This window comes from Frigoribacterium sp. Leaf164 (genome assembly GCF_001423665.1).
Lineage (GTDB): Bacteria > Actinomycetota > Actinomycetes > Actinomycetales > Microbacteriaceae > Frigoribacterium > Frigoribacterium endophyticum.
On sequence record NZ_LMOX01000001.1, the window covers coordinates 1,374,104 to 1,388,219 of the forward strand.

Sequence of the window (14,116 nt, forward strand, 5' to 3'; positions counted from 1 at the left end):
CGATGAGCTACGGCTCCATCTCGAAGGAGGCGCACGAGACCCTCGCCATCGCGATGAACCGCCTCGGCGGCAAGTCGAACACCGGCGAGGGCGGCGAGGACGTCGAGCGGCTGCTCGACCCCGAGCGGCGCAGCGCGGTGAAGCAGGTCGCCTCGGGCCGCTTCGGCGTCACGAGCATGTACCTGACGCACGCGACCGACATCCAGCTCAAGATGGCCCAGGGCGCGAAGCCCGGCGAGGGCGGCCAGCTCCCGCCGACGAAGGTCTACCCGTGGGTCGCCCGTACCCGCCACGCGACCCCCGGCGTCGGCCTCATCTCGCCGCCGCCGCACCACGACATCTACTCCATCGAAGACCTCAAGCAGCTGATCTTCGACGTCAAGCGGGCCAACCCGGCGGCGCGCGTCCACGTCAAGCTGGTGAGCCAGTCCGGCATCGGAGCCGTCGCGGCGGGCGTCACGAAGGCCCTGGCCGACGTCGTGCTCGTCTCGGGCCACGACGGCGGGACGGGCGCCAGCCCCCTCAACTCGCTCAAGCACGCGGGCACCCCGTGGGAGATCGGCCTCGCCGAGACCCAGCAGACGCTCATGCTGAACGGCATGCGCGACCGCGTGGTCGTGCAGGTCGACGGCCAGATGAAGACCGGCCGCGACGTGGTCATCGCCGCGCTCCTCGGCGGGGAGGAGTTCGGGTTCGCGACGGCGCCGCTGATCGTCGAGGGCTGCATCATGATGCGCGTGTGCCACCTCGACACCTGCCCGGTCGGCGTCGCGACCCAGAACCCCGAGCTCCGGGCCCGCTTCTCCGGCAAGCCGGAGTTCGTCGTGAACTTCTTCGAGTTCCTGGCGCAGGAGGTCCGCGAGATCCTCGCGTCGCTCGGGTTGCGGAGCCTTGACGAGGCCATCGGCCGCAACGACGTCCTCGACGTCGACCGCGCCGTCGACCACTGGAAGGCGTCGGGCCTCGACCTCGCCCCCGTCCTCGTCGGCCCGACCTTCGACGACGACGAGCCCCGCCGCAACCTGCGGGGCCAGGAGCACGAGCTGGACCAGCACTTCGACGTGGCCCTCATCGCGAGGAGCGCCGACGTGCTCGAGAACGGCGGCCACGTCGAGATCGACCTCCCCATCCGCAACACCGAGCGCGCCGTGGGCACCATGCTCGGCCACGAGGTCACCGTCCGGCACGGCGAGAACGGGCTGCCCGAGGGGAGCATCGAGGTGACGCTGACCGGGTCGGCCGGCCAGTCCCTCGGAGCGTTCCTCCCCTCCGGCATCACGCTCCGCCTCGAGGGCGACAGCAACGACTACGTCGGCAAGGGGCTCTCCGGCGGGTCGATCGTCGTCCGTCCCGACCGCGCGAGCACGTTCGTCGCGGAGGAGAACGTGATCGCCGGCAACGTGATCGGCTACGGGGCGACCCGGGGCAGCATGTTCATCCGCGGGATCGTGGGTGAGCGCTTCCTGGTCCGCAACTCCGGCGCCAGCGCCGTGGTCGAGGGCGTGGGGGACCACGCGCTCGAGTACATGACCGGCGGCCTCGCCGTCATCCTCGGCGACACGGGCCGGAACCTCGGGGCGGGGATGTCGGGCGGCACGGCCTACGTGCACCGGCTCCGCCCGGAGAGGGTCAACACGGAGTCGCTCGCCTCGGGCGAGCTCCAGCTCCACGACCTCGGCAGCGCCGACGTCGAGATCCTCTCCGACCTGCTTGCCCGGCACCTCGCCGAGACGGGCTCCCCGGTCGCGGAGCGCATGCTCGCGGACCTCGAGACGGCCGTCTCCGAGTTCGTCAAGGTGCTGCCCCGCGACTACGCCGCCGTCCTCGCCACCCGGCAGACGGCCGTCGACGAGGGTCTCGACCCCGATGGCGACGAGACCTGGAAGAGAATCCTGGAGGTGACCGGTGGCTGATCCGAAGGGGTTCCTCAAGACCCAGAAGCGCGAGCTCCCGAAGCGTCGTCCCGTGTCCGTGCGGCTGATGGACTGGAAAGAGGTCTACGAACAGCAGGAGAGCGGCGAGCTCCGTCGCCAGGCCGGCCGCTGCATGGACTGCGGCGTGCCGTTCTGCCACCAGGGCTGCCCGCTCGGCAACCTGATCCCGGAGTGGAACGACCTGATGTGGCGCGGCGAGGGCCGTCAGGCCGTCGAGCGCCTGCACGCCACGAACAACTTCCCCGAGTTCACCGGCCGGCTCTGCCCGGCGCCCTGCGAGTCGTCGTGCGTGCTCGGCATCAACCAGCCGCCCGTGACCATCAAGCAGGTCGAGGTCAGCATCATCGACCAGGCGTTCCAGTCGGGCTGGGTGACTCCGCACCCCCCGGAGCGCCTCACCGGCAAGACCGTCGCCGTGGTCGGCTCCGGGCCCGCGGGCCTCGCCGCCGCCCAGCAGCTAACCCGCGCGGGGCACACCGTGGCCGTCTACGAGCGCGAGGACCGGATCGGCGGCCTGCTCCGCTACGGCATCCCCGACTTCAAGATGGAGAAGAAGCAGATCGAGCAGCGGCTCGCTCAGATGACCGCCGAGGGCACCCGCTTCCGCGCCGGCGTCGAGATCGGTCGCGACATCACCTGGGACGACCTGCGCGCGCGCTACGACGCCGTCGTGGTCGCCACCGGGGCGACGGTCCCGCGCGACCTGCCCATCCCGGGTCGCGACCTCTCGGGCATCCACTTCGCCATGGAGTACCTGGTCCAGCAGAACAAGGCCGGGGCCGGCGACACGGTGAGCGACCAGATCACGGCCGAGGGCAAGCACGTCGTCGTCCTCGGCGGCGGCGACACGGGCGCCGACTGCATCGGCACGGCGCACCGCCAGGGCGCCCTCTCCGTGACGAACCTCGCGATCGGCCAGCAGCCCCCGGAGGAGCGCCCCGAGGCCCAGCCGTGGCCCATGTTCCCGACCCTGTTCGAGGTGGCCAGCGCGCACGAGGAGGGCGGTGAGCGCATGTACCTCGCCTCCACCGTGGAGTTCCTGCGCAACGAGGTCGGCGAGGTCCGCGCCATCCGCGTCGCGGAGACCGAGTACGTGGACGGTCGTCGCGTGCCCCGCGCGGGCACGGAGCGGGAGATCCCGGCCGACCTGGTGCTGCTCGCACTCGGCTTCACGGGCCCGGAGCGCGACGAGCTCGAGGCGCAGCTGCGGCTGCCCTTCGACGGCCGCGGCGTCCTCGAGCGCGACGCCCGCTACCAGACGACCCAGCCGGGCGTCTTCGTGACGGGCGACGCCGGTCGTGGCCAGTCGCTGATCGTCTGGGCCATCGCCGAGGGCCGGGCCACCGCCTCCGCCGTCGACGCCTACCTGGAGGGCACGACCGTCCTGCCGTTCCCCGTGAAGCCGACGGATCGCTCCCTCTCGGTCTGAGTCCGTCCACCAGCGGGAATAGGGTGGTGGCACGGGCCGGATCGTCCCACCACCCTCACCCCACCAGTAAGGAACCCATGAGACGCGCAAAGATCGTCGCCACCCTCGGGCCGGCGACGTCGAGCTACGAGAACATCCGAGCGATCATCGACGCAGGTGTCGACGTCGCGCGGATGAACCTCAGCCACGGCAGCTACGACGTCCACGAGGCCGTGTACGGCAACGTCCGCCAGGCCGCCGACGACGCGGGGCGGCCCGTCGCCGTCCTGGTCGACCTCCAGGGCCCCAAGATCCGCCTCGGCAAGTTCGCCGACGGCCCCCACGACCTCGCCGTCGGCGACGTCTTCAAGATCACCGTGGAGGACGTCCTCGGCACGAAGGAGCTCTGCGGCACGACCTTCAAGGGCCTCCCGCAGGACGTCGCCCCCGGCGATCCGCTGCTCATTGACGACGGCCGCGTCAAGCTGCGCGTCCTCGAGACCGACGGCACGGTCGTGACGACCGAGGTCGTCGTGGCCGGCACCGTGTCGAACAACAAGGGCATCAACCTGCCCGGCGTCGCGGTGAACGTGCCGGCCCTCTCCGAGAAGGACGAGGCGGACCTCCGCTGGGGCCTCCGCCTCGGCGCCGACTACATCGCGCTCTCGTTCGTCCGCGACGCCGACGACGTCACCCGCGTGCACGAGATCATGGCGGAGGAGGAGCGACGCGTCCCCGTCATCGCCAAGATCGAGAAGCCCCAGGCGGTCGACAACCTCGAGGCCATCATCGAGGCCTTCGACGGCATCATGGTCGCCCGCGGCGACCTCGGCGTCGAGCTGCCCCTCGAGGCCGTCCCGATCGTGCAGAAGCACGCGGTCGAGCTGTCACGCCGCATGGCCAAGCCCGTCATCGTCGCCACGCAGATGCTCGAGTCGATGATCTCCAGCCCGATCCCGACGCGGGCGGAGACGTCCGACGTCGCGAACGCCGTGCTCGACGGCGCCGACGCCGTCATGCTGAGCGGTGAGACGAGCGTGGGGGAGTACCCCGTCATCACGGTGCAGACCATGGCCCGGATCGTCGCCTCGACGGAGGAGCACGGTCTCGAGCGCATCCAGCCGCTCGGCACCCGCCCGCGGACCCAGGGCGGGGCCATCACCCTGGCCGCCGCCGACGTCGCCGAGTTCGTCGAGGCGAAGTTCCTCTGCGTCTTCACCGAGTCGGGCGACTCCGTGCGACGCATGTCGCGCCTCCGCCACCCCATCCCGATCCTGGCCTTCTCGCCCAACGAGGCGACGCGCCGTCGCATGGCCCTCAGCTGGGGCGTGCGCTCGTTCCTCGTCGAGAACGTCACCCACACCGATGCGATGTTCGACCAGGTGGACGACATCCTGCTGGGCAACGACCTCTGCGCCGCCGGCGACAAGGTCATCGTGATCGCCGGGTCACCTCCCGGGATCGCCGGCTCGACGAACGACCTCCGGGTGCACCGAGTGGGCGACGCCCACGGCGAGGCGGCTCCGGCCTACGCGGCCAAGACACCGCCGCCCGTCTCCTAGGCGGCACCGCACCGACTGTGAGGCCGGGTCCGAGAGGGCCCGGCCTCACGGTCGTCAGGGGGGCGGTCGACGAGGTCGATCGCCGACGAGGTGTTCCTCTCCTCCGCCGGGCCCCGCAGTCGACGGGCGTAGTCTCCGCCCATGCCCGTCCCTCCCGGTCACCCCCGGTGCTTCCGCCTCGACGGGCGGCTGTTCGTCGTGCCCACGTGGAGCGACGTCTCCGTGGTCGAGGCCCGGGACGCCTTGTCGAGGTCGCTCTCGGTGGCGCGCCGTCCTCCACGGGGCACGCGCCGACGTGAGCGCTGGGGCCCGTCCGGGGCCGTGGTCGGAGCGGGGGCGATCGTCGTGGTCGCGGTGGCGGCGTGGCAGGTGACCTCCCTGGTCGGCCTCGCGGCGACGGGCGCATCGGGGGCCCTGGTCGGGGGAGTCCTCGCTGTGGGCGTCCGCCGACTCGTCGTCGACGCAGGGGCTGGCGCGGCAGCCTCGTCGACGAGCACGGGGGACGCGGGGAGCGTGTCGACGAGCGACGGACAAGGATGCGGCGCCGGGGTGGCGGCGGTCGAGGTCCCCGACGACGTCGCGGCGGCCGCCCCCGACGACGCGACCGGCGACGAGCTCGCCCTCTGGTCGGCTCTGGTCATGAGGTACCGCGACGCCCGCGAGGCACTGCTCAGCGGTGCACGTCCCGGCTCCGCGGTGGACGACGCCGACACTGATCCCGCGGACGCCACGGCACGCATCCGCCAGGCCGAGGCCGACCTCCGATCAGCGGAGGCCGACTACGAGCCGGTCGCGCGCCTCCTCGGGCTCCCTGCCCCCTGAGGCCGCGGCCCGTCTGGCCCCGAGCGGCCGAGGGCATGCAAGAAGCCCCGACCTGCCGGAGCAGATCGGGGCTTCGTGTCGCTGACGACCAGGTCGTCGGCTGTCGGCGTCTCAGTGGACGCCGCCGAGTCAGATGACGCGGATGTTCTCGGCCTGGAGGCCCTTGTTGCCCTGAGCGGTCTCGAACTCGACCTTCTGGTTCTCCTCCAGGTTGCGGTAGCCGTCGCCGGCGATCGCGGAGAAGTGCGCGAAGACGTCAGTGGATCCGTCGTCGGGGGTGATGAAGCCGAAGCCCTTTTCGGAGTTGAACCACTTAACGGTACCTGTAGCCATTTTTCTTGTTCCTTCAATCAGAGTTGTCGATCCCGACTTCGGGATCGCTCGTCGCGGTGCCTTTTTGTCCGCTCCCTCTGAGAACGCCGCAGCCAGACCGTGCCCCTCGAGAGGAGCTCGCCCCGGCACGTCGCGAGATACAAATGCGTAACACAACAACCAGTCACTCCAGCGTAGTGCACGAGACCCCCGAGAACACCAACTCGGCCGACAAAGTCGTGGACGGGACCGACTCGGACAGTGCGCGTCGCTCACCGGACAGTGAACGAACCACGGCCAGGAGCGCAGGACACGCCCGGCCCAGGGGGGCGGAGGCGGGCCGCCGAGGTCACGAGGACGACTCGGTGCGGCCTGGTCGCGACGGTGCCGGATGCGGGGGTCGAACCCGCACGCCCTCTCGGACAGAGCATTTTGAGTGCCCCGCGTCTGCCATTCCGCCAATCCGGCTCACGACGACCGGGTCGAGAATACCGTAGGCTCTGCTTCGTGAGTGACCAGGAAGCAACCTCAGCAGCACCCCGTCGCGTCGTCGTGGCCGAAGATGAGTCCCTCATCCGGCTCGACATCGTCGAGATCCTCCGCGACAACGGATTCGAGGTGGTCGGCGAGGCCGGAGACGGCGAGACGGCCGTCGCCCTCGCCACGGAGCTCCGCCCGGACCTCGTCATCATGGACGTCAAGATGCCCAAGCTCGACGGCATCTCCGCCGCCGAGACGCTCAGCAAGAACCACATCGCCCCCGTGGTCCTCCTGACGGCCTTCAGCCAGAAGGAGCTCGTCGAGCGGGCGAGCGAGGCCGGAGCGCTGGCCTACGTCGTCAAGCCCTTCACCCCCAACGACCTGCTGCCCGCGATCGAGATCGCCCTCTCGCGCTACACGCAGATCATCACCCTCGAGGCCGAGGTCGCCGACCTGGTCGAGCGCTTCGAGACCCGCAAGCTCGTCGACCGGGCCAAGGGCCTCCTCAACGAGAAGATGGGCCTCACCGAGCCGGAGGCCTTCCGCTGGATCCAGAAGGCCTCGATGGACCGCCGTCTGACCATGCACGACGTGGCGCAGGCCATCATCGAGCAGCTCAGCGCGAAGAAGTAGCTCCACCCGGCTTCCCTCGACGAAGGGCCCGCCCCCACGGGGCGGGCCCTTTGTCGTCCCGGGGCGTCGAACTCAGCCGCGGGAGTCGGTGAGGTAGTTCGTGATGCGGACGGTCGAGAGCAGCCGCCCGTCGTCGTCGGTCATGACCACCTGGTGCGTCGTCAGCGTGCGCCCGAGGTGGACCGCCGTGCACGTGCCGGTCACCCAGCCCGTCGCGGCCGATCGGCTGTGGCTGGCGTTGAGCTCGATCCCCATCGCGAGGCGCCCCGCTCCCGCGTGCACGTTCGCGGCCACGGAGCCGAGGGTCTCCGCCAGCACGACGTGCGCCCCGCCGTGCAGGATCCCCACCGGCTGCGTGTTTCCGGCGACCGGCATCCGCCCGACGGCCCGCTCCGCGCTCATCTCGAGGATCTCGATCCCCATCTTCTCGGCCAGGGCGCCGACGCCCCGGCGACGGAACAGCTCGACGGCCTCGTCGCTGAGCACCGCCTCGGAGGACACGGTGCGGTCGGCGTCGGAGGCGGGCGCGGCAGGACGGGGGGAGGCGGGGGTCGCGTCGGTCACGGGGCTCCGGTCGATCGGGGGTCGGCCCCGGCGGAGCACGTGCTCACGGACTCGGAGGCACGGACCCGGAGGCGCGGCCCGGAGGCGCGGCCCGGACGACCGGGGAGCCTGTCGGACCCGGCCGCTAGGCTGACGGGGTGTCGGACGAAACGAAGCCTACCCTCCTGGTCATCGACGGTCATTCCCTGGCGTTCCGGGCGTTCTACGCCCTGCCCGTCGACAGCTTCGTGAACCGGGAGGGCCAGCACACCAACGCCATCCACGGCTTCATCTCGATGCTGCTGAGCCTGCTCAAGGCGGAGAAGCCCACCCACCTCGCGGTCGCGTTCGACATCTCCCGCTTCTCGTTCCGCACCCGCGAGTACCCCGAGTACAAGGGCACGCGGTCGGAGACCCCGGTCGAGTTCGTGGGGCAGATCCCCCTCCTGCAGGAGGCCCTCCACGCGATGGGCATCACGACCATCACGAAGGAGGACTTCGAGGCCGACGACATCCTCGCCACCCTCGCCGTGCGCGGTCGCGGCGACGGCTACCGCGTCCTCGTGGTCTCCGGTGACCGCGACGCCATCCAGATGGTCAACGACGACGTCACCCTCCTCTACCCGTCGGCGCGCGGCGTCAGCGAGCTGACCCGCTACGACCGCGACAAGGTCTTCGAGCGGTACGGCATCGAGCCCCACCAGTACCCGGAGGTCGCGGCCCTCGTCGGCGAGACCAGCGACAACCTCATCGGCGTCGACAAGGTCGGCGAGAAGACCGCCGTCAAGTGGATCACCCAGTACGGCAGCCTCGACGAGGTCATCGCGCACGCCGACGAGATCAAGGGCGTCGTCGGCGGGAAGCTCCGCGAGCAGAAGGAGCGCGCGATCCGCAACCGCCGCCTGAACCGCCTGGTCACCGACGTCGAGCTGCCCGTGGGCCCCGCCGACCTCGAACGCCGCCCGGTGGACGACGAGGCCGTCCGCGAGCTCTTCGACAAGCTCCAGTTCCGCACGCTGCTCGAGCGCGTGCTCAAGCTCAGCGAGGGCGAGGGGCCGGCCCGTCCCGACGGCTCCGCCGAGGGCACGGTCGTCGCCGCGCCGGCGGGCCTGCCCGTGGTGCGCACGCTGGTCGACGAAGAGCTGGCTCACTGGCTGCGGAAGAACGCCGCCGACCCGTCCTCGCCCGTCGGCCTCGCCGTCGAGTACGGCGCCGACGGCGTGGTCGGCCTGGGCATCTCGTCGCACGACGAATCCGCGTACGTCCCGTGGGCCACGGGCCGCGGCGACTACGTGGCCCTCGAGGCCTGGCTCGACGACGCGTCGCCGAAGGTCCTGCACGACTCGAAGCGCGCCTACAAGGCGCTCTCCCGGGCGGGCCTCCGCCTCACCGGCATCGTCGGCGACACGCGCGTCGCCGCGTGGCTGCTCCGGCCCGGCCGCACGTCCTTCGCCCTGACCGACCTCGTCTACGAGCAGCTGGGCGAGACGCTCCCCGTCGCCGACCCGAACCAGCTCGTCCCGGCCGACGAGCAGGTCAGCGTCGCGACGGAGGCCTGGTACACGCTCCGCCTCTCCGAGTCCCTCACGGAGGCGCTCGACGAGGGGTCGCGGTCCGTCCTCATCGATCTCGAGCTGCCGCTCGTGCCCGTCCTCGGCGACATGGAGCTGACGGGGGTCGCGGCGGACCGCGACGCGCTCGTCGCCCTCTCGAGCCGCCTCGCCGAGAGCGCCGGCGAGTTCGCCGCGGCGGCCTTCGCGGAGATCGGACGCGAGGTCAACCTCGGGTCGCCCAAGCAGCTGCAGGAGGTGCTCTTCGAGCAGCTGGAGATGCCCCGCACCCGAGCCACCAAGACGGGCTTCTCGACCGACGCCGCCTCACTGGCCGACCTGCAGGAGAAGCACCCGCACCCGTTCCTCGGGCTCCTCCTGCAGCACCGCGACGTGACGAAGCTCCGGCAGATCATCGACACCCTCGAGAAGTCCATCGCCGACGACGGCCGCATCCACACGACCTACGACCAGACGGGCACGACGACAGGGCGCATCTCGTCCGTCGACCCGAACCTCCAGAACATCCCGGTCAAGGCCGCCGTGGGCCGGGAGATCCGGTCGACCTTCGTCCACGGGCCCGAGTACGAGACCCTGCTGACGGCCGACTACTCGCAGATCGAGATGCGGATCATGGCGCACCTCTCCGGCGACGAGGGGCTCATCGAGGCCTTCGCGGCGGGGGAGGACCTGCACCGCTTCGTCGGGGCGCGGATCTTCCACGTCGAGCCCGCCGACGTCACGCCCCTCATGCGCACGAAGGTCAAGGCGATGTCGTACGGACTCGCCTACGGCCTCAGCGCCTTCGGCCTGTCCAAGCAGCTGCGCATCGAGAGCGGCGAGGCGAAGCAGCTGATGACCGACTACTTCGCGCGCTTCGGCGCGGTCCGCGAGTACCTGCGCAACGTCGTCGAGAAGGCCAGGGAGGACGGCTACACCGAGACGATCTTCGGCCGCCGCCGCCCGTTCGCCGACCTCAAGTCGCCCAACCGGGTGCTCCGCGAGAACGCCGAGCGCGCCGCGCTCAACGCCCCGATCCAGGGCTCGGCGGCCGACATCATGAAGCGCGCGATGCTCGGGGTCCGGGCGGAGCTCGACCAGCGGGAGATGGCGTCGCGCGTCCTGCTCCAGGTCCACGACGAGCTCATCGTCGAGGTCGCCTCCGGCGAGGTCGACGTCGTCCGCGACATCGTGGAGCGCCGGATGAGCGGCGCGGCCGAGCTCCGGGTCCCGCTCGACGTCAGCGTCGGGCTCGGCGAGAGCTGGGACGCGGCCGCGCACTGACGTCACGCCCTCCGGAGCCTGATCCGCGACTCCCCTGCGTGCTGGGCGTGGGCGCAGCCACGGCCCTGGCCCTGTGGGGGACCTGATCTGTACCCCGAACCGGGCACGATCGGACACGACACGCGCGGGGAGCTTGACCTCCGGACCCGAACGGACTTGTATGACTCCGCCGGTCACGACCGGCGGGGCCGCGCCCCACCATCGCGCCCCCTTCCCGAAACCCCCTCACGGGCCAGCACGTCCGACAACGGAGTCCCGATCCATGTACGCACCCGAGCGTCACCAGCAGATCCTCGACACGGCGCGTCAGCGCGGCCGCGTCGAGGTCGCCGGCCTCGCCCGGGAGCTCTCCGTCACGCCGGAGACCGTGCGTCGCGACCTCACGGCCCTCGAGCGGCGGGGCGTCCTGCGCCGCGTGCACGGGGGAGCGATCGCCGTCGAGCGGCTCGGCATCGAGCGCCCCGTCGCCGACCGTGTGGGCTCGGCGGCCGTCGAGAAGGAGCGCATCGCACGGGCCGCCCTCGACGAGCTCCCCGACGGGGGCTCCGTCATCGTCGACGCCGGCACCACCACCGTGCGGTTCGCCGAGCTCCTGCCGGACGACCGCGAGCTCACCGTCGTCACGCACTCGCTCGCGGTGGCGAACGCCCTCGTGGGCCGACCGACGATCACGCTCCACCTCCTCGGCGGGCTCGTCCGGGCCAGGACCCTCGCCGCCGTCGGCGAGTGGACGCTGGCCCAGATCGCCGAGGTCTTCGCCGACGTGGCCTTCATGGGCACGAACGGCATCTCGGCCGAGCGGGGCCTCACCACGCCGGACATCGCGGAGGCGCGGGTCAAGAAGGCCCTGATGGCCGCCTCCCGGCGCACCGTCGTCCTCGCGGACCACTCCAAGTTCGGACGCGAGGACTTCGCGAGGGTGGCCCCCCTGAACGAGGTCGACACCGTCGTGACCGACGGTGCGGTCGACGCGGACCTCGCCGACGACGTCGAGCGCTCCGGCCCCCGCGTGGTGATCGTGTGACGCGCCCCGCTGGTCCCGTCGCCTCGCCCCCTGACTCCCACCCCACCGCACCACGGCACCCTGCAGCACCGCACCACCCCACCCGCACCCCCATCGACACTCCGCAGTGAGCACGAAGGAGAACTGACAGCCATGTCCGAATTCACCCCCACGGTCACCGGGACCGGTGTGCGCGCCCGCGTACAGCGGTTCGGAGGCTTCCTCTCCGGCATGATCATGCCGAACATCGGCGCGTTCATCGCCTGGGGCCTCATCACGGCCCTCTTCATCGAGACCGGCTGGACGCCCGTCGCCCAGCTCGGTGGCTTCGGGACCGACTCCTCGGGCGAGCCGTACGGCGGCATCGTCGGCCCGATGATCAACTACCTGCTGCCGATCCTGATCGCCTACACAGGTGGACGGATGATCCACGGCCAGCGCGGTGCGGTCATCGGCGCCGTCGCCGTCCTGGGTGTCATCGCCGCCACCGACGTCCCGCAGTTCCTCGGGGCCATGATCCTCGGACCGCTCGCGGCGTGGATCCTCAAGCAGTTCGACAAGCTCGTCGACGGCCGCATCAAGTCCGGCTTCGAGATGCTCGTCAACAACTTCTCCCTCGGCATCATCGGTGCCGCCGTCGCGGTCGCCGCGTTCTTCGGCCTGGCCCCCATCACCACCTGGCTGACGGACCGCTTCGGAGAGGCGGTCGAGTTCCTCGTGAACCTCGGGCTCCTCCCGCTCGCGTCGATCATCATCGAGCCGGCGAAGGTGCTGTTCCTCAACAACGCGATCAACCAGGGCTTCCTGACGCCCCTCGGTGTCATCCAGTCCTCGGACAACGGCAAGTCGATCCTCTTCATGCTCGAGTCGAACCCCGGCCCCGGCCTCGGCATCCTGCTCGCGTTCCTGTTCTTCGGCCCGCGCGCCATCCGCCCGTCGGCACCGGCCGCGATCATCGTGCACTTCTTCGGCGGCATCCACGAGATCTACTTCCCGTACATCCTCATGAAGCCGATCCTGCTCATCGCCGCCGTCGCGGGTGGCGCCACCGGCATCGCGTGGTTCTCGTTCTTCGGGCTCGGTCTCGTCGGGCCTGCCTCGCCGGGCAGCATCATCGCGTACTTCGGCGTCGCTGCCCGTGGGGACTTCCCCCTGATCCTGGTCGGCATCCTCCTCTCCGCCGCGGTGTCGTTCGCCGTCTCCTCCGTCCTCATGGGCTTCGGCCGCAAGGAGGCGCGGGAAGCCGCCGCCGAGGACGACTCGGCACAGGCCCTCGCCGATGCCCAGGCGGCCACCGCCGCGAACAAGGCGACCAGCAAGGGCACGGCCGCACCCTCAGCGTCCAACTGATTGACTCGGGGGGTCGACCTCGGTCGACCCCCCACCCCGATGAAACAAGGAGACTGACATGGCAACCCTCGACGGTTCCTCGATCAAGAAGCTCATCGTCGCGTGCGACGCCGGCATGGGCAGCAGCGTCATGCTCGCCTCGACGCTGAAGAAGCAGCTCAAGAAGAGCGGCGTCACCGTCGAGCATTCGCCCGTCGCCAGCATCCCGGCCGACGCCGACGTCGTCGTGACCCAGAACAACCTCGCCGAGCGCGCCCGCGGCGTCGTGCCGAACGTGCCCGTCGTGCCGTTCCAGCTCTTCATGGGCGACCCGAACGTCGCCAAGGTCGTCAAGGCGATCCAGGACGGCTCGACGGTCGAGGTCTGAGCGTGAGCGACGAACAGGCCCCGGCCCTGACGGCCCTCCTCGCGGAGTCGTCGATCCGCCTCGACGAGACCGCCGCCGACCGCGACGAAGCCATCCGGGCGACCGGCCGGGCCCTCGTCGAGGCCGGAGCCGTCGACGAGAGCTACGTCGACGCGATGTTCCAGCGTGAGCAGAGCGTCTCGACCTACGTCGGCGAGGGCGTGGCCATCCCGCACGGCACGCTCGCCGGCAAGGACAGCGTGAAGGCCGACGCCCTCGTTGTCCTGCGCTTCCCGACCCCGGTCGACTGGGACGGCAACGAGGTCAGCGTCGCGGTCGGCATCGCCGCGAAGGGCAACGGCCACATCGCCATCCTCAGCCAGCTGGCGAGCATCCTGATGGACCCCGACTCGGCCGCCGCCCTCCGCGGGGCGACGACGTCCGCCGAGGTCTACGAGCTCCTCGCCGCGACCGACGACGACGACGACTGACCCACGACGCCCCACCCCTGACGGCCCCGGCCGTCCACCCGACCGACGACCCGACCGGCTCGGTCGCGACCAAGGAGAAGAAATGCCCGAACGTACCGTCACCATCGCCTCGAGCGTCGGGCTGCACGCCCGCCCCGCCTCGCTCTTCAGCCAGGCCGCCGGCAAGACCGGCGCCAAGGTCACGCTGACGACCGCGGCCGGCAAGAGCGTCAACGCCGCGAGCATCCTCGGCGTGCTCTCGCTGGGCATCGGCCACGGCGAGCAGGTCACGCTGGCGACCGAGGGCGAGAACGCCGACGCCGCCCTCGAGGAGCTCGCCGGGCTGCTCGAGACGGACCTCGACGCCGAGTAGCGCCACCCGCCCCGGAGGGCGCCGACGACCCCGGTCGTCGGCGCCC

Annotated in this window: 13 protein-coding genes and 1 tRNA gene; 11 read left to right on the top strand and 3 right to left on the bottom strand. The window is 70.9% G+C overall.

The window, feature by feature from the left end; translation table 11 throughout:
* The 4 genes from ASF82_RS16090 to ASF82_RS06200 all read left to right on the top strand — a co-directional run.
* The coding region (locus ASF82_RS16090; protein WP_235491173.1) for a glutamate synthase-related protein at window positions 1-1,913 on the top strand (1,913 nt) is incomplete at its 5' end.
* Window positions 1,906-3,363 carry a glutamate synthase subunit beta gene (locus tag ASF82_RS06190; protein ID WP_056054757.1) on the top strand — a complete coding sequence of 486 codons (1,458 nt, stop codon included), beginning with the start codon at window positions 1,906-1,908 and terminating at the stop codon, window positions 3,361-3,363. The genes ASF82_RS16090 and ASF82_RS06190, both read left to right, overlap by 8 nt.
* Window positions 3,364-3,440: 77 nt before the next feature.
* The gene (gene pyk / locus ASF82_RS06195; RefSeq protein WP_056054760.1) at window positions 3,441-4,904 is read left to right on the top strand and encodes a pyruvate kinase; all 1,464 of its coding nucleotides are present in this window, start codon (window positions 3,441-3,443) and stop codon (window positions 4,902-4,904) included.
* Between the two features lie 141 nt (window positions 4,905-5,045).
* A complete protein-coding gene (locus ASF82_RS06200; RefSeq protein WP_056054763.1) occupies window positions 5,046-5,726 on the top strand; it encodes a hypothetical protein in 681 nt (226 codons plus the stop codon).
* A gap of 129 nt (window positions 5,727-5,855) precedes the next feature.
* On the opposite strand, the gene ASF82_RS06205 is transcribed toward ASF82_RS06200, so the two are convergent.
* Both ASF82_RS06205 and ASF82_RS06210 read right to left on the bottom strand, forming a co-directional pair.
* Window positions 5,856-6,059, bottom strand: a complete 204-nt coding sequence (locus ASF82_RS06205; RefSeq protein WP_056054766.1) for a cold-shock protein — start codon at window positions 6,057-6,059, stop codon at window positions 5,856-5,858.
* 364 nt (window positions 6,060-6,423) lie between these two features.
* Window positions 6,424-6,506, bottom strand: a tRNA-Leu gene (locus ASF82_RS06210).
* A gap of 39 nt (window positions 6,507-6,545) precedes the next feature.
* On the opposite strand from ASF82_RS06210, the gene ASF82_RS06215 reads away from it, so the two are divergent.
* Window positions 6,546-7,151, top strand: coding sequence for an ANTAR domain-containing response regulator (locus ASF82_RS06215; RefSeq protein ID WP_055797432.1), 606 nt, complete (start codon window positions 6,546-6,548; stop codon window positions 7,149-7,151).
* A gap of 72 nt (window positions 7,152-7,223) precedes the next feature.
* Here the strand turns inward: ASF82_RS06215 and ASF82_RS06220 are convergent, their stop codons facing one another.
* A complete protein-coding gene (locus ASF82_RS06220) occupies window positions 7,224-7,574 on the bottom strand; it encodes a PaaI family thioesterase (RefSeq protein WP_082514462.1) in 351 nt (116 codons plus the stop codon).
* Between the two features lie 278 nt (window positions 7,575-7,852).
* On the opposite strand from ASF82_RS06220, the gene polA reads away from it, so the two are divergent.
* From polA to ASF82_RS06250, 6 genes are all read left to right on the top strand, one after another.
* Window positions 7,853-10,528, top strand: coding sequence for a DNA polymerase I (gene polA / locus ASF82_RS06225; RefSeq protein WP_056054770.1), 2,676 nt, complete (start codon window positions 7,853-7,855; stop codon window positions 10,526-10,528).
* Window positions 10,529-10,790: 262 nt separating this feature from the next.
* The gene (locus tag ASF82_RS06230; RefSeq protein WP_056054773.1) at window positions 10,791-11,552 is read left to right on the top strand and encodes a DeoR/GlpR family DNA-binding transcription regulator; all 762 of its coding nucleotides are present in this window, start codon (window positions 10,791-10,793) and stop codon (window positions 11,550-11,552) included.
* Window positions 11,553-11,684: 132 nt separating this feature from the next.
* Window positions 11,685-12,881, top strand: coding sequence for a PTS mannitol transporter subunit IICB (locus ASF82_RS06235; RefSeq protein ID WP_056054777.1), 1,197 nt, complete (start codon window positions 11,685-11,687; stop codon window positions 12,879-12,881).
* A gap of 58 nt (window positions 12,882-12,939) precedes the next feature.
* Complete coding sequence (locus ASF82_RS06240; protein WP_056054781.1) at window positions 12,940-13,248, top strand: PTS lactose transporter subunit IIB; 309 nt, start codon at window positions 12,940-12,942, stop codon at window positions 13,246-13,248.
* Window positions 13,249-13,250: 2 nt separating this feature from the next.
* Window positions 13,251-13,718, top strand: coding sequence for a PTS sugar transporter subunit IIA (locus tag ASF82_RS06245; RefSeq protein ID WP_235491174.1), 468 nt, complete (start codon window positions 13,251-13,253; stop codon window positions 13,716-13,718).
* A gap of 82 nt (window positions 13,719-13,800) precedes the next feature.
* Entirely contained in the window at window positions 13,801-14,070 is a 270-nt protein-coding gene (locus ASF82_RS06250; protein WP_056054784.1) for an HPr family phosphocarrier protein, read from the top strand.
* The last annotated feature ends 46 nt before the right edge of the window (window positions 14,071-14,116 follow it).